This is a genomic window from Shimia sp. R10_1 (assembly GCF_017744095.1).
GTDB lineage: Bacteria > Pseudomonadota > Alphaproteobacteria > Rhodobacterales > Rhodobacteraceae > Shimia.
In genome coordinates this window covers 59,202-81,567 of sequence record NZ_JAGHQX010000005.1, presented here as the reverse complement: position 1 = coordinate 81,567, position 22,366 = coordinate 59,202, and the positions used below count along the sequence as shown (strand labels likewise).

Genomic DNA, 22,366 nt, shown 5'->3' with positions numbered 1-22,366 from the left:
TGGTCATGGGCAAGATACAGTCTGTTGGCGAAATTCTAAGCGCGTTGCGGCGGCGCGCGTTTGTGTTTGCGGTGGTGTTTTCTATTGGTCTGCTGATTGCCTTGACCTATGTGCTCAGCCTCGAGAGCGAATACGAAACATCGGCCACCATCCAGATTGAACAGCCCTCTATTCAGACGGGAAGCACCACCCCCGGCGCGCTGAACGCCGATATGCTGCAAAAGCTGCAGATTGTGGAACAACGCGTTATGGCGCGCGACAACCTGCTGACGATCATTGAAAAGTATGACCTGTTTGACGACCCAACGCTGAGCGACTTGCAACGTGTTGCTTTGTTTAGGGAGGCTGCCCGCGTGGACAGGGTGATAGACCCCGAGTTTCTCTGGCGTCAAGACATCAGCCCATCCGCGCTGCTGGTCTATGCGCGCATGTCAGACCCTGTTTTGGCAGCAAACGTCGTGAATGAACTCGTCAACAACGTGCTGGAGCAAGAACGCGCGCGACGCACTGCACGCGTGACAGAAACGCTGAGTTTCTTTGATGGTGAAGAGAAACGCATCGGCACCGCCATTGTTGAAATGGAGCAGCAGATCGCTGACTTCAAACGCGACCACGCCGTGCTGCTGCCCGGTGGCGTGGAAGCGCTGCGCACACGTCTGGAAGATCTTGAACAGATCGATCTGGAAATACAGCGACAAATCCTGGAAAATCAAAGTGCGGCTTCTGGCGGCAATTCGGTGCGGGCGCAGCGGTTGCGACGCTTGCGCGAAGAAAGCCAGCTGTTTCAGTTGGAAATTGCGGAAATTGAGGCAGCGTTGTCTGATACCCCGCGTTTGGAACAGCAATTTGGCAAACTCGAACGGGAGCTGGCCAAACTTGAAGACCAGTACCAAGCGATCATCTCTGGAAAAGCAGGCGCTGAAATGCAGCAAATGCTTGAGGCAAGCCAGAACTCCGAAAGCTTCACCGTTTTGGAAAAGGCGCTCGCGCCGGACTTCCCTGTCGCTCCGTCGCGCAAACGCACCTTGGCGATGGGCGCGCTCTTGAGTCTTGCCGTTGCATTGGCGGCGGTTGTGGCGCTGGAGTTGCGCAGCCCGCAAATTCGAACAGCGGCCCAGTTGGAGCAACAACTCGGGCTGCGGGCGGTTGCCGTGATCCCTGCGCTGGAAACCACGTCTCAGCGGCGCTGGCGCACCACGGGCGCCATAGCAAAGTTTGGCACCCTGCTTGTGATGTTCGTCATATTGGCGATTGTCATCCTACAAATGGGGCAGCCCGCGCCTTAATTCGGACACATTCCAGCTGCTTGCCACGCAACCAAGCCGAATCACCTCTCCCCAAAGCACTCATTTTTCGTCGGCATTAACCCGCCTATCGAAACAATGCCGCTCGACCGCTGCGAACCGTTTCCTCCTCGCGAAATGAAGCTGTCAGACTCGCGCCTCGCGTTAACCAAAACCGCGGGTTTTTCGGACCAAAATCTCCAAAAACACCTTTATTTCAAGGGTTTTCGCCAAAACTATACTTAAGTTAAGGTGGATTTCGTGAAAATTGTGTCTAAAGTTTGTCCTTGGGTGGGCGCTTCTTAGGAGAAGCATCGAAAAGACACAAACTGGGGACTACGCTGCAATTCGCCGTTAAGGCTTGGGACAATTTTTCGGATTGATCGAAACAATCGACCTTCAAAGCACGCGCTTTGAATGCAGACTCTTTTTGTGCCTGTCGATGCCCCCAAGGTAGGGTGAAGGGACAAAACGCATGGCATATTCTTCGCACGAGAGCTTTTCGCGCGGCTTTGCCGTCAGCGCCACTCAACAAAGCATTTACCAAAGCGGCGTGAAACGCGTGTTTGACCTTGCGATTGTCGCGATCGCAGCGGTGCCAGCAGCGCTGATTGTTTTGGTTCTGGCAATCTTGATTTCGCGCGACGGCAGCACCCCTTTTTATCGTCAAGAGCGGGTTGGGAAACACGGGAAGCGTTTCCATATGATCAAGCTGCGCTCGATGGTGCCCAATGCAGATCAAATGCTGGAAACCCATCTGGCAAATGATGCAGCGGCGCGCGCGGAATGGGACGAAAAGCAAAAGCTGACACATGACCCGCGCATCACACGCTTGGGCCGCTTCATTCGCAAGACATCTCTGGATGAGTTGCCCCAGTTCTTCAACGTGTTTGTCGGAGACATGTCGGTGGTCGGCCCGAGACCAATGATGACCGACCAGACAAAACTCTATCCGGGGACGGCCTACTACCTGATGCGCCCCGGGATAACTGGATTTTGGCAGACATCAGAGCGCAATGAATGCAGCTTTGCTGAACGCGCTTACCATGACACCAAATATGCGCGCAGCATCACGTTTTTGACGGATTTGAAAGTTGTCTTTCGGACGGTGTTTGTCGTGGCGCAAGGCACAGGTGTGTGAACGTCTGACCCTGCTCACATGGGGGCAATTCCGGTGTTGAGACAGGTAAGTCGCACACCCATTTTCCAAAGTTTCTGAGGGCAAAACCCCATTCCCAGCGCGGGCATCCCGCTCTAGACTGGGAGGGGGTAAGACAGGCTGGCCTCACAACCACGCTGGCCGCGCAGTCCGTTGGCGGGCGCAAAAGAAGGACACGCCGCAGCATGCCAAATGCATTCGCCACATTGATGCTGATGCTGTGGCCCATTGTTATTTGGCGCCTTTTTGTTGCGCTGCCACCAGGACGCGCGCTGATTTGGTCGCTGCTGGGGGCCTATCTGCTTTTGCCTCCGCCGCCTGCTGTGTTTGACTTTCCCCTGATGCCTGCGCTGGACAAAACCAGCCTGACCAATCTTGCGATTGTGGTGGTCGCGTTTTTGGTCTTGCCGCAGCGGCCCAAACTCCTGCCAGAGAACAAGATTGCGCGCCTTTTGCTCGCGGTGTTTGTGCTGAGCCCGGTCGCCACTGTTATGGGCAATGGCGAGCCATTGGTTTTCACCCAAAGCTATATTCGCGGCCTCTACCTGCAAGACGCTGTGGCACAGCCGATCAACAACTTAATTCTGGTGTTGGGATTCCTGCTTGCGCGGGCCCTGCTGCAAACGCCAGACGATCAACGCGATGTTCTGGTGGCGCTCGTGCTCGCGGCCTTGGCCTACTCTGTGCCGATCCTGCTCGAAGTCCGATTGAGCCCACAGCTCAACAACTGGGTGTATGGCTATTTCCAGCATTTGTTTTCGCAGACGATCCGCGGTGGTGGGTATCGCCCTATGGTGTTTCTCTACCACGGTATATGGCTGGCCTATTTTGTGCTGACGGCGTTGTTGGCGGCCCTGACGGTTTGGAAAGCTGCCAATGGGCGTTCCGCATCCAAGTTTCTGATCGCGGCGCTGTATCTCGCCATTGTGCTGGTCCTGTGCAAGACACTTGCGACACTGGTTTATGCATCTTTGGCGGCGGGGGCGATCCTGATGTTGCGTCAAAGAACGCAGGTGCGACTGGCGATGGGACTGGCTGCGATCTTGCTTGCCTACCCGGTTTTGAAGTCTGCGGATGTTGTGCCCAGTGACGCGATTGTCGCACAGGCAGAGACGCTCAGTGCGGAGCGCGCCCAATCGCTCAGCTTTCGCATCGTAAACGAGGACATTCTGTTTGAGAGGGCGATGGCCAAGCCTCTGTTTGGATGGGGCATTTGGGGCCGCAATCACATTCATGACAGCACCACAGGTGAAATCACCACGGTGTCTGATGGGTATTGGATCATCGTGATTGGTGTCTGGGGATGGGTGGGGTATATCGCTCAATTCGGGTTGATCGCGCTGCCAATTTGGCTGATTTTTCGCGAGATGCGCCATGTGGAGCCCGCATCCCCTGCCAGTGGTGCGCGCAGGCGCCGCGCAACGCCACATCAGAGTGAGGCGCTGTCCCCCTTTGTCGGGCCACTTGCGGTGATGCTTGGCTTTAACATGATCGATCTGTTGCCAAATGCAACGCTGACCCCGATCACCTGGCTGATCGCTGGGACGCTGTTTGGATATGCCGAGCGACTGGCCCAGCAGCGCCGGCATCCAGAGCATCAAACCGCACCTGACACCAGTCCGGCAACTGAGACAGAAGCAGACGCGCCGCGCACAATTTTATGAACTGGCCTGCGATACATCCTGATCCGCAGGCTGATACCCCGGCTTCATCTTGAGAATACGGGCGGGCACACCGCCCATGACCGCCCCAGCTGGCACATCGCGGGTGACGACCGCATTGGCCCCGATTTCAGCATCTTTGCCGACAACCAGAGGGCCAATGAGCTTTGCCCCTGCGCCAATATCGACATGCCCCTCAAGCACAACAGCGCCCGCTAAGGTGACCTGATGCATCAGCATACAATTGGGACCAATTTTGGCATCCGAATGCACAATAATGCCGTTGGGATGGGGAAGACACAGCCCCCCCTCTATCTGTGTGTTCAAATGAAGTTCAGATTGCGCGATCACGGACCAGAACCGATGCACAAGCACCCAGTAGCGAGACACCAAACGCGGCCAGCTGCCCCCTTTGGCACGTGCGGACTGATAGCGACGAATGGTGCGCAGGAGTTTGGGAGCCGGATCCCAGAACTGTGAAATACGCTCCCGGCTCCAGTCAGGCACCGTTGCTGAAACATGAGTATTGTCTTGCAATACGGTCTCCTCCCGACAGTAATACGCACGCGCGCGCAATTGAGCGTTTTGTCGCAAAACCTCTTTAATAAAGCAATGTTACTCTAGAGCTCGGCGACCCCCGCCCAAAGGGCACACAGACGATTTCTGTGCGCCAACTCTACTGAAGTAAGGAACTGCGCGCGCATGCCTCGTGCTTATAAACAAGAGTTTTCGGATCAAACAGACAGCGCAAGAATCGCGTCCAGCACGCAAACAGCAGCTGTGTTTGGAGAGCCCGATCATCGCAAAGAGATTGACGGGCTGCGTGCCATCGCGATTTTGGCGGTGATGTTTCATCACTTTGGAGTGCCCGGCTTTGGCGGCGGTTTTGTCGGTGTCGACATCTTCTTTGTGATTTCAGGTTTCTTGATCGGCGGCATGTTGTGGCGTGAACATCAGCACACCGGGCGTGTCGCGTTGGGATCGTTTTTGATGCGCAGGATACGACGGCTTGCCCCCGCCTATTTTGCTATGATCTTTGCCGTTTTGGTAGTCGGCTCCTGGATTTTGCTGCCAAACGACTTTCACAACACGGCAAAGGGGATAATGGCCGCGACGGTCTTTCTGTCAAATGTGCTGTTTTATGGGCAATCCGAACCTTTCGATGGCGCCGCAGAAGAGCAGATCATGCTGCATACATGGTCGCTCTCTGTGGAAGAGCAGTTTTATGTTTTCCTGCCACTGATCTTTCTGGTTTTTGCACGCAGTGCGCGCGCCATCTGTATCACGCTGGCCGCCTGTTTTGCCGTTTCCCTGCTGGGTAGTCTGTTGGTTGTGCCACAAGCGCAGGCCGCAGCGTTTTACCTGTTTCCTTTCCGCGCCTGGGAACTGCTTGCAGGGGTTGGCCTGGCCATCCTGCGCATTGAGCGCCCAGACATCCTGCGTGCGCATCAGGCGCTCAGCTGGGTCGGTATGAGCCTTTTGTTGGTCTCAATCTGCTTTATGCAGGCGAGCGAAACCTTTCCGGGGTGGCAAGTGGTGTTGCCGGTGCTCGGCACGCTTTTGGTGATCGCAAATGGGCACCAAAAGAACTGGGTCAATCACGTGCTCTCCATGCGGGTGCCGGTGTTGATTGGCCTGATTTCATACTCGCTTTATCTGTGGCATTGGCCGGTTTATGCACTCACCACCTATTTGCAGCAAAGCTATGCTGGACCAGCAGAAACCGCGCTTTGGATGGCCATTTCCTTTGTATTGGCCACACTGTCCTGGCGGCTGATCGAAGAGCCTGTGCGCAACACCACCCAGTTGGCGAATTGGTCGTTGCTCAGTGCCATGGTGGCCGCCTCTGCACTGGCGGTGAGCTTTTCCTTTGGGATTTATCGCACCGACGGTCTGCCCCAGCGCTTTGATGCGCAGGCGCGCTTGCACATCGCGGCCTCCAGCGACGTCGCGCAGGATCTTTCACGGTGCCACACAGCCGACATCGGAGCTTTCAAAGGGTTGAAGGTCTGCCCCATAGGTCCGCAAACCCGCGAACACACCCTGATCATCTGGGGAGACGAGCACGCGCGGGCTTATTTGGCCGGTTTGGATCAAGCTGCGCAGGAAACGCAACGCAGTGGGCTGGTGATATGGCGTGAGGGTTGCGCGCCGGTGTTTGATATCCGCAAGTCAGAGCGGACCACATCGCAGGCAAATGATGTGGCCTGCGCAGAGGCAAACCAACACATCAAAACCGCGTTGCAATCCCTGCCCTATCTGCGTGACGTTCTATTGATCGGGCGATGGTCCTATTACGCAGACGGCGCAGGGATCGGTCACGATGCCCACAAAAAAATCCGCCTGAGCAGCCCGACCTTTGGCCCAATGACGCAAGACAGACTGTTGGCCACAGCGCTCGCCGCGACGGTGAATGAAATCGCCGTGTTGGACCGCGACGTATTTGTGCTGCGGCAACCACCCGAGTTTGAGCATTATCACGCCCCCGATGTTGCGCGGGCCTTGGTGCATGGCAGATTGCCGCCTCAATTGGCACATCGCATTGGACAGATCAGTGTGACGGATGCCAATCAGCGGGCGGCCGGTGCGCAGGCTGCCCTACAAAAAAGCGGTGCACAGATCATCGATACCTGGCAATGGTTTTGTGATCCGTTCCTCTGTGATGCGGTTCAGGCAGGGGTCGGACAGTTCTTTGACAACAATCTGGTGACCAATGCAGCGGCTGAGCGCATGCGGGCGGTTTTTTACCCGGTTATGACGCGACATCCCCAGTAAGACCCGCAGTAGACCGCCCCTGTGGGCCGTGCAACGTTATCTGCACACAGGCTATGTGGTGCCGCCAAATGCGCGGCGAAAGCGCCTCACTGCGGTTTTCCGGAGGTGTTGCGCTGTTTGAGTGCGGCAAGAACCAGAACGGGCAAGAGGGTCAGACACCGCAGATACCGCGTGAGCAATCTGGCCGGATTGGAGAGCAGGCGCCACAGCCATTCCAACGCCAACTTACGCACCCAAAGCGGCGCGCGTCTCTGCGTGCCAGCCCAGAAATCCAATCCCGCGCCGATGCTGGCAAAACACATGTGCGGGACAAGCTGGCGCCCGCGCGCAGCGAGACGTTCCTGTTTTGGGGCCCCCAACGCCAAAAACACCATCCGCGCGCCAGCGTCGGCGGCTTGCTGCAACACAATCTCTGCGGCGGCACTGTCAGGATCAAAGCCCATGGGCGGGGCAATCGTGGCCACGATATCCACCTGCGGCACCTCTGCTCTGAGCGCATGCGCAGCAGCCGTAAGCGCGCGATCTGTCCCCCCGATCAAAGCCACTGGCACCTGATCGTCTGCCGCCCATTGCATAAGCGGCCGTACAAGATCTGCACCGGGCAGGAGCGCCACCTCTTTGCCCGCAAGACGGGACAGCCAAACAATCGGATTGCCATCGGCGACGACAAAATCCTGCGCCAGATAAGCCTCACAAAAGGCCACATCTTTCTGTAGCTTAACCAGATGATCCAGATTGACCGTTGCCAGAGCAAAGCCTTCGCCAGAGGCAAAACGCCCACGCACCGCGGCGCGCAGCGCGGTGCGCGATGCGATGTTCACGTTTATCGGCTGGGTGCGCGTGGAAAACTGCAAAAAATGACCCTTGGACCTTGGATGGGGCACAGCTTAGCACCAAGAAAAATCGACTGTCACAATCGCAGGGTTGAATATGCGCCAAGTGGTTCAATTGCGCCACATCTGGAGAAAGCGGCCCCACTGATGTCTGCCAAAGATGCCCATAACCCTATAATCTGTTTGAAGAGTTTACAGGGACAGTTTCGCGATGGTGATGACGAACAGGCGCAGTGTTTCCATTATTGGATGTGGTTTTGTCGCCGATCTCTATATGCGTTCGTTTGCCGCCCATCCCGATATCGCGGTGACACAGGTGTACGACCATGATCCCGCACGGCTGAAGGCTTTTGCCCAGCATTGGAACCTCCACACAGCGGAGAGTCTGGATCGGTTTCTCGGCAATTTGCCCAAAGGCTCTTTGGTGCTCAACCTGACCAATCCGACCGCGCATTTTGAGATTACAGAGACATGCCTGAGGGCCGGGCATCACGTATATTCGGAAAAACCTCTGGCCATGGAGATGGCGGACGCTATCACGTTGCATGACTTGGCCGCGTGCAACGGTTTGCTGCTGGCCTCTGCGCCCTGCTCTTTCCTGGGGCAAGCGGCGCAAACACTGGCAAAGGCCATACGTGAGGATGTGGCTGGCGCGGTGCGCCTGATCTATGCCGAACTTGATGATGGCTTCATACCCCAAGCGCCCTATGCGGACTGGAAGAGCGACAGCGGCGCGCCATGGCCTGCGACTGATGAGTTTTCGGTGGGCTGCACGTTGGAACATGCAGGGTATTACCTAACATGGCTGATTGCCATGTTTGGCACGGTCCGCCGGGTTGTCGCAGCGTCGGCGGAGTGCCTGCCTGACAAAGGGGTGCCGGGCACGCCAGATTTTTCAACCGCGACACTGTTTTTTGAGAATGGCGTCGTGGCACGGCTGACCTGTTCCATTGTTGCGCGCCACAATCACAGCATTCAGGTGTTTGGTGAAAAGGGCGTGCTGGCGGTTAAACGCGCCTGGGACAATGAGGCCGCTGTGCGCTTTCACAAACGGTTTGTGATGCGGCGGCGGTTGATGGAACATCCGATCGGCAAGCGTCTGCGCCCCAGTGGGGCGACACATCCCAAAGTGCCGCGCTGGGGCGCCGCGGCCATGAATTTTGCGCTGGGGCCCGCAGAAATGCTGGATGCGCTGGCCGAAGGAAGGGAGTGCCGCCTGTCAGCGGATTTTGCCCTGCATTTGAACGAGGTGACGCTGGCGATACAGGCTTCTGGGGCGGAGAACGGCATTCAGGAAATGACGACGCGCTGTGATCCTGTTGCGCCCATGCCCTGGGCGGTTTGATGATGGCGTATGTGGCGATCACCGGCGCTGCCGGGTTCATTGGGCGCCATTGTGTGGCGCAAGCACGCAGGCAAAACATGCATGTCATTGCCTTTGTCCGGCGCTTGGAAAGCGCACCGCCCTCTTGGCGCGCAGACCGCAACATCACCTTGATCGCATTGGATTTGGCGACACAAACCGACACTCTGGCAAAGGCCCTCATTGGGGTTGATGCGCTGATCCACTGCGCTGCGACGCTGTCTGGAGATCAGCGGCGCGACACCTTGCAGGTGAGTGCGCATGTGATAGCGGCCAGTGTCTCTGCCGAAGTGCCACATCTGGTGCTTGCAGGCTCTTTAGACGTTTATGATGTGCGCACCCTGCCAGATCATGGAGCTCTGACAGAAGCCTGTCCGTTGGGCACGCAGGGGCGCACTCCCTATGCCAAGGCAAAGCAAGCCCAGGAAGATATGTTTGAAGACGCCGCAAAAACGCATGGGGTAGCGGTGAGCATACTTAGACTGGGCGCGGTCTGGGGACCGGGATGTGCGTTTAACGCGCATGTGGGGCCAGCCTTCGGAACCTTATTGGTAATGATTGATGGCGGCGGGGTCGTGCCGCTTTGTCGCGTCGAGCGCGCCGCTGCCATGTTGCTTCGGGCGGTCCAATATCGTGCAGGCATTGGAAAAATCAACGTAGTCGATGATGATCTGCCCGACCGACCCCGATTTATACGGGCGCTCAAAGCTGGTGGGTGGCCGAAACGCGTGGTGCGCACGCCACTGTGGCTCTGGCGAGGGATTGCGACACTCTCGCCAAATTCTGAAAAAATGCCCGGCCTTCTGCGCCGTGCCGTGTTGGAAACACGCCATCGCCCTTTGACATATGACAACGCCCGGATGCACAAAGTGCTTGGGGCACCCAAAAGCGTGTCATTTGAAACCGCCATGGCCGCAGATCTCGCGCGCCAAATAGATCAAACCGAGACACCGTGACATCAGCCGTGACATCGCAAGCCGCCCCCATCGCCTATCTGACCGGAGAATACCCACGTGCAACCGATACGTTTATTCAACGTGAGGTGGCCGCGCTGCGTGCGCAGGGGCAACCAGTGGAGACCTGCTCGGTGCGGCGCACGGGCAAAGCGCACCTTGTTGGGGAAGAGCAAAGGGCCGAAGCTGAGAGAACGTTTTATGTTCTGTCCGCTGCAAAATCACCAATCGCGCTGATCTCTGCTGTTTTTGGCGCCCTATTTCACAGCCCAACCCGATTTCTGCGCACCGTTCTGTTGGCGATCAGAACCGCACCGCCCGGCCTGCGCAACCAGATCTATCAGCTGTTTTACTTTCTGGAGGCGGCGGTGCTGGCCACGCATCTACGCAAACGCGGTGTACGGCATTTGCATAATCACATTGCAAAATCGTCCTGTTCTGTGGCGATGCTGACATCAGAGCTGTCGGGGATTCCCTTCAGTTTCACGCTCCATGGGCCGGACATTTTCTTTGCACCAGACCACTGGCGGCTGGGCGCAAAAATCGCGCGCGCACGATTTGTTGCCTGCATCAGCCAGTTTTGTCGCTCCCAAGCCATGGCTTTCAGCAATCCAAAGCACTGGAACAAACTGCACATCATTCACTGTGGCGTAGATCCTGAGCGCTATGCACCCGGCGGCGGCGCATCGGGAAAGCAGCTGCTGTTTGTCGGGCGACTGGCACCGGTCAAAGGATTGCCGATTTTGCTGCGCAGCCTTGAGCAGCTTGTGCAAACGCATCCTGATGTGCATCTCAATGTGATTGGTGACGGCCCCGGACGGAAAGCGCTACAATCACAAGTCTCATCTGCGGGGCTATCACAACATGTCTCCTTTGTCGGCTATAAGTCCCAATCCGAGGTGGCGGAGGCTCTGGCAGAGGCAGATATGCTGGTGCTGCCCAGCTTTGCGGAGGGCGTGCCCGTGGTGTTGATGGAAGCGATGGCCGCGCAGCGTCCTGTGGTGGCCACGCATATTGCCGGGATCCCGGAACTGGTGAGCGACGGCGTGTCCGGATTGCTTGTGCCTCCGGGAGATGTGAGCGCCTTAGCCACGGCAATTGATGAGATCCTGAGCGATCCTGAGCGCGCCCGATCCATGGGGATTGCGGGGCGGGCCAAAGTGGAAGCGGCATTTGACATCCATAAAGAGGCCGCGCGCCTGGGTGCGCTGCTTCGGGACGGGCTGAAATGAGCGCGACCACTGCAATTGTCATCGGGCGCAATGAGGGCGCGCGTTTGGTGGCCTGTTTGACGTCTCTGACCACACAAGGCGTCGAGATCGTCTATGTCGATAGCGGCAGCACGGACGCCTCTGTCGCCGAAGCACGCGCCGCTGGTGCATTGGTTGTGGAGCTTGATGACAGCTTACCATTTACCGCAGCGCGCGCGCGACAGGCTGGTTTTGATGCATTGGCCGAAACCGAAGATTTGCCTGAGTTTGTGCAATTTGTAGATGGGGATTGCATGGTTGCCCCCGGTTGGATTTCTGCTGGCGAAGCTGCGTTAAAGGCCGACGACACGCTCGGACTGGTCACAGGATGGCGGGCTGAACTTTACCCAGAGCGCAGCGTTTACAACGCATTATGTGACTTTGAATGGCACCGGCCTGCGGGCGAGATCACGGTCTGCGGCGGCGACATGCTGGTGCGCAGCGCAGCCTTTGAACAGGCGGGGGGCTTTGATCCCACAGTGATCGCCGGCGAGGACGAAGAGTTCTGTCTTAGACTTGGTAAGGCGGGCTGGAAATTGCGCCGACTGCCAGAAGAAATGACGCGCCACGATGCTGCAATGCTGACGTTTTCACAATGGTGGCAACGCGCGGTGCGCGGTGGCCACGCTTATGCGCAGGTGGGCTGGATGCACCCGCCTTATGCTTTGCGCGAACAGGCGCGGGCACTGGTTTATGGCGCGCTCATGCCAATGATGGCTGTGTGGGGACTGGCAGCCAATCGTTGGGCCTTTGTTCTGGTGCTTGCCCTTTACACTGCCAGTTATATTCGCACGAAAAACGGCCTCGTCTCCGCTGGGTTGCCGTATTGGGAAGCTTGGCGACATTCACGGCTGATTACACTGTCAAAGATCCCCAACACATTGGGAATCTTTATGTTTCACTGGCGGCGCCTGATGAAACGCAACATGCGCATCATTGAATATAAGTGACGCCGCCCTGTGGGTTAGGGTGTAGTCCCATCGCAACTTGCGTGTGCAACTGGATCGCTTTCTCGCGGCCTCTCCCATTCAGTCGAACGCGAGAGGCGATCCGATTGTCTCACATAAAACGCAAACGGCTTTAAGCAACCATAGCGACTGCGTGTGGCGCGCTTTCCTCGCCTTCAGCAGAAGAGGATGCCCGATCAAAGAGTTTGAATTGGCCTACGAGCTGCTCCAGCTCATCTGCTTCCTCCTTGAGTGTGTGGCATGTGGAATTCGCGTTTTGCGCCATCGTCGCGTTTTGCTGCGTCACCTGATCAAGCTGCGCCACACCGGCGTTGAGTTCGCCCAGGCCCGTTGCCTGATCGTTGGAGCCAACAGCCATTTCCGAGACCAGCTCTGAGATGTGCCCCACGCGATCCACGATGCTGTCCAGCGCAGTGCCCGTGCGATTTACCAGCTCAACGCCATTGCCTACGTGGCCTGCACTTTCGCTGATCAATGATTTGATTTCTGTCGCCGCCTCAGACGATTTTTGCGCAAGCGCCCGCACTTCGGAGGCAACCACCGCAAACCCGCTGCCAGCCTCGCCCGCACGTGCAGCCTCAACCCCAGCGTTCAGGGCCAGAAGATTTGTCTGAAACGCGATGTCGTCAATCACACCGATGTTCTGGGCAATCTGACTGGAAGACATGGAAATTTCGGACATGGCGTCAATTGCTTGCTTGACCACGGCACCGCTTTCCGTTGCCTCTGTGCGCGCGCGAACGGTTGTGTCCTGCACCCCGCGCGCACCCTCTGCTGCGGCCTGAACACTGGATGTCAGCTCTTCCAGGGCTGCGGAGGTCTCTTCCAGCGTGGCGGCTTGGCTTTCGCTGCGACGCGAGAGTTCAATGGACGCATCCGTGATCTGTGTGGCCGCCAGACGAATGCTGGAGGTGTTGTCCACGACGCTGGAGAGCGTTTCATTGAGTTTGGCCATAGCGCCATCGAAATCTTCGCGCAGCGTCTCATATTCTTCTGGGAACTCCCCGCAGAATTGGTAGGTCAGATTTCCTTCTGCAAGACACTCAAGTCCGGCCGAAATCTCGGCCACAACTTTGTCTTGCTGAACTTTCAAGCGCTCTTGCTCTGCCTGGAGTTTGGCTGTTGCGGCCTGCATTTTTAGCGTGTCCTGCTTGAACAGATCAAATGCACGGGCCATCTCGCTCAATTCATCGCGCCCAGTGGTGCCAGTGATCTCGATCTCATAGTTGCCTTTGTCAAAGGCCTGGATCACCGAAATCAGGTATTTGATACGCGCGATTACTTTTTCAAAAGACAGCGCGGCAAAGGCCAGAACCGCAATTGTCACCAAAGCTCCGATCCAAATCAGATTGCGCAGCGTGTCCTGCGCTTCTGCCTCAATCTGGGCTGTGAGCGCTTCGACTTCAGTGACAAATTCCACTTCTTTTGCACGCAATAAATCAATCCAGTTAGAAGAAATCTGGAACCACTGCTCAGTTGCAATGGGGGTCGCCCGCGGAGAGCCAAAGCCAGCAATGATTTGGTTGCGCGCTGCGTACAGAGCTTTGTACTCTGGGCTCTGCATAATCGACTTTTCCCAACTCGCGGCGTGCAAATCCCCAGCCGTTTCATGAAGCAATGCCATCTGTGCGCCGCCAAGCGCCACAAAACGCGTTTGGACAGGCTGCGTGAAACCACCGCTCAATCCGGTTACGCCCATCGCGCGCTCCTGACTGGCGCTTTCTTTGGCGGATCCGATAAGCGCACGCGCATGCAGCACAACCTGAAGTCGCCCGTCTTTGGTGTCCGCAACAATGGGCCGAGCCAGTTCGATCAGAAGATTTATGACGCCTGTGTAGTAGGCTTTCATCTCTTTGACGGACGCGGGTACGCCATCGACAGTGGCACGCATATCCTGCAATTGCGAGAGGCGACTGTTGGCGTCAGCCATGGCCTCAGGCATCAAGATCTGCAGTATTTCCAGCTCTTGCGTTAGCGCCGAGAGAGCCTGTGTTGTGTGCCGTCGCTGCGACGCCAGTTCATCCTTAAAGGCGCGTCCGCGCGATGCGATGAAACCGGCAGAAAACCCGCGCTCTTTCTGCAACTCATGCACCAGATCGTCAATCAAGACGCCTTCGTGTGTTACAACAGTGATGTCATGCGCCTTTGCAAGTACGGCACGTTGGTGGGCGATATCTTGAAATTTGAGGTAACCGGCGTACGCAAATAGCGGGCCAATTACCAAAAGCATGACGAGTCTTAGTTTCATCGCGGGGTCCTCAGCGATTGGGTAGTCTTAGTAAGTGCTGGACATTGACTTCCCAGAAGCTGCGATTTCCTTAACGTCAGGCTGAAAATCTCCTTATTGGAGAGGTACTTAAGGCAAAATTCCCCAAGAGTTGCAGATCTAAAAATTTCAATCAGAAAATCGGAGGCGCTCACTACCCTGGATAGATATTCCGTCAGGAAAAACAGCCGAATCGCAATGAGGGCTCGCGCAAAGCGGTGAACATGCGCGGATCGCTGGCCTTCTATGCCAGTTTCCCTATGGCATGACAAATGGCTTTCCTTCGATCAGCGCAACGTGGGCATCTGTATCAAACACATCCGTCAACAACGCCTTTGTGACCAAGTCTACCGGTTTGCCTTCACACGCGATTTGACCTTGTTTCATCACAACCAGATGGTCCGCATATTGGGCTGCAAAGTTGATATCATGCACCACAATCACGATCGTTTTGCCACTGTTGTCTGCAAGATCACGCAACAAAGCCATGAGCGCGCGGGCCGCTGAGATATCCAGATTGTTGAGCGGCTCATCCAGAAGCAGGTAGTCGGTATCCTGCGCATAGGTCATGGCCACATGCGCCTTGTGGCGCTGGCCACCGGAAAGCGTATCCAAGAAGCGGTTTTGCAACGGTGTCAGACCAAAAGCCTCTAGAGCTTCCGCGACTTTGTTGTGATCCTCAGACCGAAGACGACCCTGACTGTGAGGGTATCGGCCGAAGGCGACCATATCACGCACGGTCAGACGGGTGGCGAAGTGCACCTGCTGCGGAAGGATCGCAAGACGCCGCGCCAGAGCGGAGCTGTCACAGTTACCGACTTCCAGATCATCCACAGAGATCTTTCCCGTCTGAATTGGCAACAGACGAGCGACATGCGACAGCAAGGTGGATTTGCCGGCACCATTGGGCCCAATCAGCGCTGTCATCCCGCCTTTGGGCAAGGTCACAGTGACGTCCTGCAATATGCGTGCGGTGCCGACTTCATAACTGAGGTTCTCAATGGAGATCATGTCCGCGCCTTTCGCAGCAAGAGCACAAGGAAAACAAAGCCGCCGACAAAGTCGACCACAACAGAGAGCGGCGTGGCCAGATCGAACACGCGTTCGAGCAGGGTCTGGCCTCCGACCAAAACGATGCCTGCAATCAGCGCGGCCAGAGGGATCAAGGTGGCATGGCGTTCGTTGGGGGCCACAAGCCGCGCAAGGCTGACAACCAACAGCCCAAGAAAGGCCACCGGGCCAACCAGTGCCGTAGAGACCGCCACCAAGAGCGCGATCAGGATGAGGATCTGCGTTTGACGTTTGCTGACCGCCTCCCCGAGGCTGGTGGCAATGTCAAACCCAAGCGCCAGCACATCCAACCGGCGACGGAGGTGCCAACACCACGCCATAGCCGCGACTGACAGAACAAGGCTCATCCATAGCAGGTTCACATCAATGTAGTTGAAGCGCGCGTAGCTTTTGACCTGAATGGTCACGAACTCATTGGGATCAATCATACGGACGCCAAAAGCTGTGAGCGAGCGGAAGAGCACGCCAAAGATGATCCCTGTCAGAACCATGCGCATCAGATCGGCCCTGTGTTGGCCAAGCAACGTCCCAAACAGCGCCAGCGCAGCGGCGATCAACACCACCACAGTGACAAGGAACACCACTTCGGGCGGCAACTGATTGAAGCCAACACTGCCAAGAAAGAACACGGACAGCGTCAGTATCAACGTATAGAGCGCATCAAAGCCCATGATAGAAGGCGTCAGCAGATTATTGCGGGCAATGGTTTGAAACAGCAGCGTTGACGTGGAAATCGCGGCGCCGACGAGCAACAGCGCGACAAGTTTGCGCCCGCGGAACCACAGAACGAACTCCCAGCTGCCGCGCGTCTCCAGTGTCATGAACAACACGGCACAGACCAGCAGAAGCGCGGCGGATATCCAGATGGCTTTAGTGCGCATGCTTTGGCCCACGGTAGAGCAGCCACAGGAAGGCAAAGGCACCAAGCACACCCAAGATCGTGCCAACCGGAATTTCAAACGGATAGCGCAGCACGCGCCCCAAAATATCGGACAACAGCACCAATGCGCCGCCCGCCAGAGCGGTCACTGGCAGGGTGGCGCGCAGATTGTCGCCGAACCAGCGGCTGACAATATTGGGCACGATCAGGCCCACAAAGGGGATGGCCCCAACCGTGACAACCGTAAGCGCCGACACAATCGAGATCACCAGAAGCCCGAGGATCATCACTTGATTGTAGTTCAAACCGAGGTTGATGCTGGCATCTCGCCCCAGACCGACAATCGCGATCTGGTCGGCAATCAAATAGGTCAGACCTGCCGCCATTGCGCCGATCCACAAGAGCTCATAGCGCCCCCGCATCACGCCGGAGAAATCCCCGCTGAGCCAGGTCTCAATGAATTGCAGCATATCCGCCTGATAGGCAAAAAACGTGACCGCTGCGCCCAGAATACCGCCATAAACCATGCCCACCAGCGGCACGAGCAGGGGCTGTGTTGGCGGCAGACGACGTGCGATCAGAAGAAAGCCAAGACTGGCAAGCAAAGCTGTGGAGGACGCCAGAACCATCTTTAGAAAGATCGATAGGGTTGGCGCAAATACTGTGACCAGCAGAATGCCCAGCGCCGCGCCCTGACCTGTCCCAACCGTCATCGGTTCCACAAATCGGTTGCGCACCAGCATTTGCAAAATCAATCCGCAGATGGACAGGCTTGCACCCGCAATCAGCGGCGCTGCGGTGCGGGGAAACCGGCTGTCGATAAGCAAAGTCAGTGCAGACGGATCGCGCAGCACATCCAGCGGGGTGAGATCAATCACCCCCACAAACAACGAAACAGCGGCCAGAACAAATGTTCCAGCCGCTGCCCCGGCTATTGCTGCGCGATTGTTCACAGGGCTTATCCGGCGTTCATCGCATTCAGGAAAAGATCCAATGTGCGGTTCATCGATTGAATGCCGCCGCCTGCAACATAGACGTCCGCGGCATTCAGATAGATCACTTTGCCGTTCTTCCAGGCGTTGGTCTGTGCAACCAGCGCGTTGTCCAGCGTTGCGGCGGCCGCATCGCCCGGGCGCCCAATGGCGGCCAGACGGTCAATCACAATCAGGATGTCCGGGTTGGCGTCTTTGATAAACTCGAAAGAAACCGCTTCACCATGTGTGGCCTGTTCGACGTCTGCCACCGCTTCGGGAAGTCCCAGCGCTTTGTGGATCCAACCAAAACGACCGGCAGATCCATAAGCGGAAACCTTAGGCCCATTGGTCAACAGCACAAGCGCGGTGCCTTGATCCGCAACAGCCGCTTTTGTGGCTGCCAGTTTCGCCTCGAAATCCGCTTTCAGCGCCGCCGCTTCCTCTTGTTTGCCGTAGAGTTCGCCATAGGCCTCCAAGCGGGCCAGACCTTCGCCGACCGTGTCTTTCCAGATGGTCATGTCAATGACTTGGCCAAAATCCGTCAGCGCCTGCCCCTGACTGGAGGAGCGGCCGCCAACAATGATAAGATCAGGTTGCAGCGCATTGACCGCTTCAAAGTCTGGCTCAAAGATATTGCCAATGGTTTCAGCGGATGCGCTAACCTCAGAGAGGTAATCTACGAAAAGCTTCTCCGGCGCACCGGCAACCGGCACCTCCAAGGCGGTGAGCGTATCAATCGCGGCGATATCAAACACAGCGATCTTCGCTGGTACGTTCTCAACCGTGACTTTCCCGCCCGCTGTTTCAATCTCTGCTGCCTGAACGACAGAGGCAGACAAAGCCAGAGCCGCAACAAATGCTCGCAACATGTGATACTCCCGATATCTACGCTGCTTGGCTTTGATTGGCTGGGCAGTTTGTGTTTGATTATCTATGCTTGAGGTCCATGTCCAGTGTATCAGACTAAAACCATAAGGAACCGATATCTCCCGCGGGAAGAAGTGACATGGCGACAAATCTCAGACCAATAAAGGCTGCACAGAGCCTTTCAGGTAGATCCTATGCGAAAGAGACGCCCAATCTCCGCAATGCCGCCTTTCTTTTGACCGGTTTGGATTGATAAATTCTTTGCCAAACAGACGGTACAATTGCGCCATGAAACACGAGCACACCAAAATCGAAGCGGACTGTGAGCCCGCGGACAGCCTGCCTGCATTACAGGATCCAGAGGTGTTCTGGAACAACCTCAGCGTGGCCGCGGTGGACGATGCTGTTTTGGCGCAAAACCATATCATCAGTGCATCACGCAGCCACCCGGCCCATGCCGCATTTGACATGCTGCGCACACGCATGCTGCAGGCACTCAACGAACATGGCTGGAGTCGCGTGGCGGTCACGGCGCCGACGCGTGGTTGCGGAAGCAGTTTTGTCTCCGCCAATCTGGCATTCGCCTTGGCACGTCTGAACTCGGTGCGGACCGTTTTGCTGGATTTAGACCTCCGCGCCCCCAGTCTGGACAAAACACTGGGGCTGACCGCCCACGACACAATGGCGGACTATTTAAGCGGCGTGATCGCACCTGAGAACTTTCTGGTGAAAGCTGCACCCAATCTGGCTTTGGCGCTGAACGATCGCCCGGAAGACAACTCTGCGGAATTGTTTCAAACAGAAATGATCACCTCTGTGTTGGAAGAGCTGGAAGAGACGCTCTGCGCCGATGTGATGCTGTTTGATATGCCGCCGGCCTTGGAGTTTGACGATGTTCTCGGCTTTTTGCCCAATGTGGACGCGGTCCTGTTGGTGGCAGGCGGCGGTGTGTCAACGGCCGAGGAGTTGGAGAAGGTCGAACGGATCTTTTCTGGCGTCAAACCAATACTCGGCGTCCTTCTGAACAAAGCCGAAGGGCCCACCGCTTACTGATATCGACCGATCTGCAGCCGCCGCCATCTTGTGTCGAGATCGTGTTTCTGCGCTCCGGTGAGCGGCTCTAGCATAAAGAGTCTCTGCATTTGATTGGTTGGGAAAATTTCCGCCTTCAGCATGTGTTGCATCGGCGACAGCGCGACGTCTTCGCCGAAAGGCGACATCGACGCAAAGGAATGCGCGGCCAGGCGTTCAAAGACCTCTTCTGACAAAACGAACGACAACAGCTGTTGGAGATGGGCGGATGGCTCTCTTTTCCGAGGAGCGACCAGCACGTTGGACCACATGATTGCCCCCTCTTTGGGGAGCACATAGGTGTATTGCTCCCCAAAGCCCTCTATTTTTGGCGCCACCCCAGGCACACTCCAAACAAGGGCGATACAGACTTCGCCGTTCCTGAGTTTGCTGTAGTGCAGATCACTGATGCTGCTGACATAGGGCATAACTTGCGAAAGGGTCCCGAAAGCCGCATCCAAAGCTTCCTCTGAAAACCGATTGGGATCTTTGCCCAGATAACTCAATGTCAGCGCAAGAACCTCTTGCGAGGAGTTTACAATCGAGATGCCACAATCGGCGAGCGCCTCCGCGTTCTTTGAGTCAAACAGCAACGACCAACTGTCTAGCGGCGCATTCGGAAGGCGTGCACGCACTGCTGGCACATCAATGATCATCCCTGTCGATCCCCAAAGATAGGGCACAACATAATCGGACACATCGGGCAGCAGTGCGTCGAACACATCCAAATGAAGTGTCGGGGCGACATCCTTCAGCGCCGCAACTTGGGTCTTCACAGGCTGAAGTGTGTTGTTCGCCAACAATCGCGGAACGACTTCAATCGGCAAAACCGCCAAGTCGTAAGGCGCGTCTTTAAGCGCAAGACGGGCTTCGGCTTCATCGGCAGCCATGAAGCTGTCTACAATCAGATCCTCTCCATAGACCTCAGTATATCTGTCAAAAACATCCTGCGGGACGCTGCCGCGCCAAGAATAAAGCGTTGCAGGCACATCCTCTGACAGTGCTGGCAAAGGCAGCAATAGGCCAACTATCAGCAGCGAGGCCCAGCGTATCCCTAAAAATCTCACGCGCTTAAGCCGCTAGGCAGATCATTCGGATCTAAGCCGTCTGCATCTTCTGTTGTCCAATGCCGCATCAACTCTGCCACAAGGGCTTCGCGATTGATTGGTTTGTGCAAATACCCACTCATTCCTACGGAGGCTATTGCCTCCTCATGTTCGCCTCGTGTGTTTGCTGAGAGCCCAACGATTGGCAGAGTAGCGGAGCCGGGTATGGATGCATCCATGCGGATGGCACGTGTGGCCTGCAAACCATCCATGACGGGCATGCGCACATCCATCAAGATCAGGTCGGGGGCCCACGATCTCGCCTTGTTCACAGCCTCAAGCCCGTTGCTTGCAAGTTGCACATCGCACCCAAGTTTCTGCAGCAGCTTTTGTGCCACCATTTGATTGACTTTGTTATCATCGGCCACAAGCACACGTTTATCAAATGTGCTGGTAAATTGCGTTTTGGACGCCTGTTTGCGCGCCAAGGCTTTTGCAACGGGGAAGACCAAGGAAAACTCAGACCCTTCATCCACAACGCTGCTCACTTGCACGTGACCATTCATCGTTTCCGTCAAGTGCTTCACAATGGCCAACCCAAGCCCTGTGCCCCCAAACCGGGTTGTTGTGGAGGCATCTGCCTGTTCAAACTGATCAAAAATGCGTTTCAGAGAATCCGGAGAAATGCCAATACCCTCATCTCTTACGGACAGACGCACAAATCTTGGTGCGCCTTCCGGTCCCGGCACATCTTCAAGTCGGACAGAAACAGTCCCGTTTTCCGTAAACTTGACCGCATTGCCTACCAGATTGCTCAAAATTTGCCGAACGGCTCCTTGAGCTCCGTGCAGGTACCACCCAGCCTCTGAATGTGCCGACTCCACGTTCAAACGCACGTTCCGGCGCACTGCCTGACCGGAAAAAAGTTCTGTTGTCTCCCGACATACCATTTCCAGATCAAAATCTACAAACTCAAGAGAGGTTTTGCCGGCCTCAAGTTTTGCAAGGTCTAAGATGTCATTGATCATCTGCAACAGGTTGTTGCCGCTGCTCGAAATCATCCCCAGCATGCGCCGTTGGTCGGGATCCAGCTTGGTGTCGGATAACACATCTGCCAATCCCAACACACCGTTCAACGGCGTTCGGATCTCGTGGCTCATTGTCGCCAGAAACATCGTTTTTGCCTCAGAAGCAGCTTCGGCGGCCCGCTGACTGCGTTCAATATCGCGCTGGGCGTTCAACACATATTGTTCCATGGGGAGGTGCGCAAAAAGGGCGGCAAACACCACCCCACAGAGAGACACCAGCAACGCGGCCGCGCCATAAATGACTTGGCGATCTGCAATCACCTCCGCCGCTTCCAGTTCATATTGCCGGATGCGATCAAAGAATGGCATCAATCGGTATGCCAAGTCTGATGCAAGATTGGCCGCTGTGTGAGTTGCTTCGTCGACTTCAGCCGGATCGACCACGATTTCCGCCAAGGAGATGACTTCAGAAAGTTCCTGCAGCGGGTTGAACGTTGCCTGCCGCAGAATATCCTGGGCCGCAGGAGAGAACGCGTTCACCCCTTTTTCGTCAGATAGCGCGGTGTGGGCTTCGTCGGCCGCAACCACCGCCTGCCGGATTTGGCTTTCGAACGCGCTAACGCGATAGACGTTGTCCGCATCCTCAATCTGATGCAGCGCGATTGCCATTTCAGACAAAGACAAAAGGATCGTATCAATACAGGTCGTATTGCGCGTTTGGGTTGCAACCGCCTCGCGGCCGGCCAACACGATCCACATGGCTGCAATGGATGCGACCAGCAAAATGCTCAGCGCAACCCCACTTCGTAGGCGCAAAATTCGCTTTGTCGTGCGCAGTCGAGCCATGTTTGGATCAGCAATAAGTTGTTTTGTTCACTGCCTTGTGAGTGGCACTGAGTGGTTAAAGAACCCTTAACC

18 protein-coding genes are annotated in these 22,366 nt (G+C 56.2%); 9 read left to right on the top strand and 9 right to left on the bottom strand.

The window, feature by feature from the left end:
• Positions 1–5: 5 nt before the first annotated feature.
• The 3 genes from J7413_RS10945 (at position 6) to J7413_RS10935 (ending at position 4,106) form a co-directional block, all read left to right on the top strand.
• Positions 6–1,286, top strand: a complete 1,281-nt coding sequence (locus tag J7413_RS10945; RefSeq protein WP_209098128.1) for a Wzz/FepE/Etk N-terminal domain-containing protein — start codon at positions 6–8, stop codon at positions 1,284–1,286.
• A 472-nt stretch (positions 1,287–1,758) separates the two neighbouring features.
• Positions 1,759–2,424: a sugar transferase gene (locus tag J7413_RS10940; RefSeq protein ID WP_209098127.1), complete on the top strand. Its 666-nt coding sequence runs from the start codon at positions 1,759–1,761 to the stop codon at positions 2,422–2,424.
• Between the two features lie 203 nt (positions 2,425–2,627).
• Positions 2,628–4,106: a hypothetical protein gene (locus J7413_RS10935; RefSeq protein WP_209098126.1), complete on the top strand. Its 1,479-nt coding sequence runs from the start codon at positions 2,628–2,630 to the stop codon at positions 4,104–4,106.
• Here J7413_RS10935 and J7413_RS10930 read toward each other — a convergent pair.
• Complete coding sequence (locus J7413_RS10930; RefSeq protein ID WP_209098125.1) at positions 4,101–4,640, bottom strand: serine acetyltransferase; 540 nt, start codon at positions 4,638–4,640, stop codon at positions 4,101–4,103. The genes J7413_RS10935 and J7413_RS10930 overlap by 6 nt on opposite strands.
• A gap of 165 nt (positions 4,641–4,805) precedes the next feature.
• Between J7413_RS10930 and J7413_RS10925 the strand changes: the two genes are divergently transcribed.
• Entirely contained in the window at positions 4,806–6,878 is a 2,073-nt protein-coding gene (locus J7413_RS10925; protein ID WP_209098124.1) for an acyltransferase family protein, read from the top strand.
• Positions 6,879–6,964: 86 nt separating this feature from the next.
• Here J7413_RS10925 and J7413_RS10920 read toward each other — a convergent pair whose 3' ends face one another.
• Positions 6,965–7,732 carry a WecB/TagA/CpsF family glycosyltransferase gene (locus tag J7413_RS10920; RefSeq protein WP_209098123.1) on the bottom strand — a complete coding sequence of 256 codons (768 nt, stop codon included), beginning with the start codon at positions 7,730–7,732 and terminating at the stop codon, positions 6,965–6,967.
• Positions 7,733–7,928: 196 nt separating this feature from the next.
• On the opposite strand from J7413_RS10920, the gene J7413_RS10915 reads away from it, so the two are divergent.
• From J7413_RS10915 to J7413_RS10900, 4 genes are read left to right on the top strand one after another with little or no spacing between them, the layout of a single operon-like run.
• Positions 7,929–9,056 (top strand): Gfo/Idh/MocA family oxidoreductase, encoded by a 1,128-nt coding sequence (locus J7413_RS10915; protein WP_209098486.1) that lies wholly within the window; start codon positions 7,929–7,931, stop codon positions 9,054–9,056.
• Entirely contained in the window at positions 9,056–10,030 is a 975-nt protein-coding gene (locus tag J7413_RS10910) for an NAD(P)-dependent oxidoreductase (protein ID WP_209098122.1), read from the top strand. Before J7413_RS10915 ends, J7413_RS10910 begins: the two co-directional genes overlap by 1 nt.
• A gap of 8 nt (positions 10,031–10,038) precedes the next feature.
• The gene (locus tag J7413_RS10905) at positions 10,039–11,259 is read left to right on the top strand and encodes a glycosyltransferase family 4 protein (protein WP_209098121.1); all 1,221 of its coding nucleotides are present in this window, start codon (positions 10,039–10,041) and stop codon (positions 11,257–11,259) included.
• Positions 11,256–12,227, top strand: coding sequence for a glycosyltransferase (locus J7413_RS10900; protein ID WP_209098120.1), 972 nt, complete (start codon positions 11,256–11,258; stop codon positions 12,225–12,227). The genes J7413_RS10905 and J7413_RS10900 overlap by 4 nt, the downstream gene beginning before the upstream one ends.
• Before the next feature lie 130 nt (positions 12,228–12,357).
• Here the strand turns inward: J7413_RS10900 and J7413_RS10895 are convergent, their stop codons facing one another.
• From J7413_RS10895 to J7413_RS10875, 5 genes are all read right to left on the bottom strand, one after another.
• Entirely contained in the window at positions 12,358–14,493 is a 2,136-nt protein-coding gene (locus tag J7413_RS10895; RefSeq protein WP_209098119.1) for a methyl-accepting chemotaxis protein, read from the bottom strand.
• Between the two features lie 276 nt (positions 14,494–14,769).
• Positions 14,770–15,522, bottom strand: a complete 753-nt coding sequence (locus tag J7413_RS10890) for an ATP-binding cassette domain-containing protein (protein WP_209098118.1) — start codon at positions 15,520–15,522, stop codon at positions 14,770–14,772.
• Complete coding sequence (locus tag J7413_RS10885; RefSeq protein ID WP_209098117.1) at positions 15,519–16,463, bottom strand: iron chelate uptake ABC transporter family permease subunit; 945 nt, start codon at positions 16,461–16,463, stop codon at positions 15,519–15,521. Before J7413_RS10885 ends, J7413_RS10890 begins: the two co-directional genes overlap by 4 nt.
• Complete coding sequence (locus J7413_RS10880) at positions 16,453–17,415, bottom strand: iron chelate uptake ABC transporter family permease subunit (protein WP_348538741.1); 963 nt, start codon at positions 17,413–17,415, stop codon at positions 16,453–16,455. Before J7413_RS10880 ends, J7413_RS10885 begins: the two co-directional genes overlap by 11 nt.
• 5 nt (positions 17,416–17,420) lie before the next feature.
• Complete coding sequence (locus tag J7413_RS10875) at positions 17,421–18,305, bottom strand: siderophore ABC transporter substrate-binding protein (RefSeq protein WP_209098116.1); 885 nt, start codon at positions 18,303–18,305, stop codon at positions 17,421–17,423.
• Between the two features lie 286 nt (positions 18,306–18,591).
• On the opposite strand from J7413_RS10875, the gene J7413_RS10870 reads away from it, so the two are divergent.
• The gene (locus tag J7413_RS10870; protein ID WP_209098115.1) at positions 18,592–19,356 is read left to right on the top strand and encodes a CpsD/CapB family tyrosine-protein kinase; all 765 of its coding nucleotides are present in this window, start codon (positions 18,592–18,594) and stop codon (positions 19,354–19,356) included.
• Here J7413_RS10870 and J7413_RS10865 read toward each other — a convergent pair.
• A complete protein-coding gene (locus J7413_RS10865; RefSeq protein ID WP_209098114.1) occupies positions 19,350–20,441 on the bottom strand; it encodes an extracellular solute-binding protein in 1,092 nt (363 codons plus the stop codon). The genes J7413_RS10870 and J7413_RS10865 overlap by 7 nt on opposite strands.
• Positions 20,438–22,231 (bottom strand): ATP-binding protein, encoded by a 1,794-nt coding sequence (locus J7413_RS10860; protein ID WP_209098113.1) that lies wholly within the window; start codon positions 22,229–22,231, stop codon positions 20,438–20,440. Before J7413_RS10860 ends, J7413_RS10865 begins: the two co-directional genes overlap by 4 nt.
• Positions 22,232–22,366: the final 135 nt, after the last annotated feature.

What these genes read in the sequence shown, in the direction of transcription:
- J7413_RS10945 (WP_209098128.1), top strand. Translation starts at nt 6, where the DNA reads ATGGGCAAGATACAGTCTGTTGGCGAAATTCTAAGCGCGTTGCGGCGG.
- J7413_RS10895 (WP_209098119.1), bottom strand. Translation starts at nt 14,493, where the DNA reads ATGAAACTAAGACTCGTCATGCTTTTGGTAATTGGCCCGCTATTTGCG.
- J7413_RS10925 (WP_209098124.1), top strand. Translation starts at nt 4,806, where the DNA reads ATGCCTCGTGCTTATAAACAAGAGTTTTCGGATCAAACAGACAGCGCA.
- J7413_RS10890 (WP_209098118.1), bottom strand. Translation starts at nt 15,522, where the DNA reads ATGATCTCCATTGAGAACCTCAGTTATGAAGTCGGCACCGCACGCATA.
- J7413_RS10900 (WP_209098120.1), top strand. Translation starts at nt 11,256, where the DNA reads ATGAGCGCGACCACTGCAATTGTCATCGGGCGCAATGAGGGCGCGCGT.
- J7413_RS10935 (WP_209098126.1), top strand. Translation starts at nt 2,628, where the DNA reads ATGCCAAATGCATTCGCCACATTGATGCTGATGCTGTGGCCCATTGTT.
- J7413_RS10875 (WP_209098116.1), bottom strand. Translation starts at nt 18,305, where the DNA reads ATGTTGCGAGCATTTGTTGCGGCTCTGGCTTTGTCTGCCTCTGTCGTT.
- J7413_RS10915 (WP_209098486.1), top strand. Translation starts at nt 7,929, where the DNA reads ATGACGAACAGGCGCAGTGTTTCCATTATTGGATGTGGTTTTGTCGCC.
- J7413_RS10940 (WP_209098127.1), top strand. Translation starts at nt 1,759, where the DNA reads ATGGCATATTCTTCGCACGAGAGCTTTTCGCGCGGCTTTGCCGTCAGC.
- J7413_RS10885 (WP_209098117.1), bottom strand. Translation starts at nt 16,463, where the DNA reads ATGCGCACTAAAGCCATCTGGATATCCGCCGCGCTTCTGCTGGTCTGT.
- J7413_RS10870 (WP_209098115.1), top strand. Translation starts at nt 18,592, where the DNA reads ATGAAACACGAGCACACCAAAATCGAAGCGGACTGTGAGCCCGCGGAC.
- J7413_RS10910 (WP_209098122.1), top strand. Translation starts at nt 9,056, where the DNA reads ATGATGGCGTATGTGGCGATCACCGGCGCTGCCGGGTTCATTGGGCGC.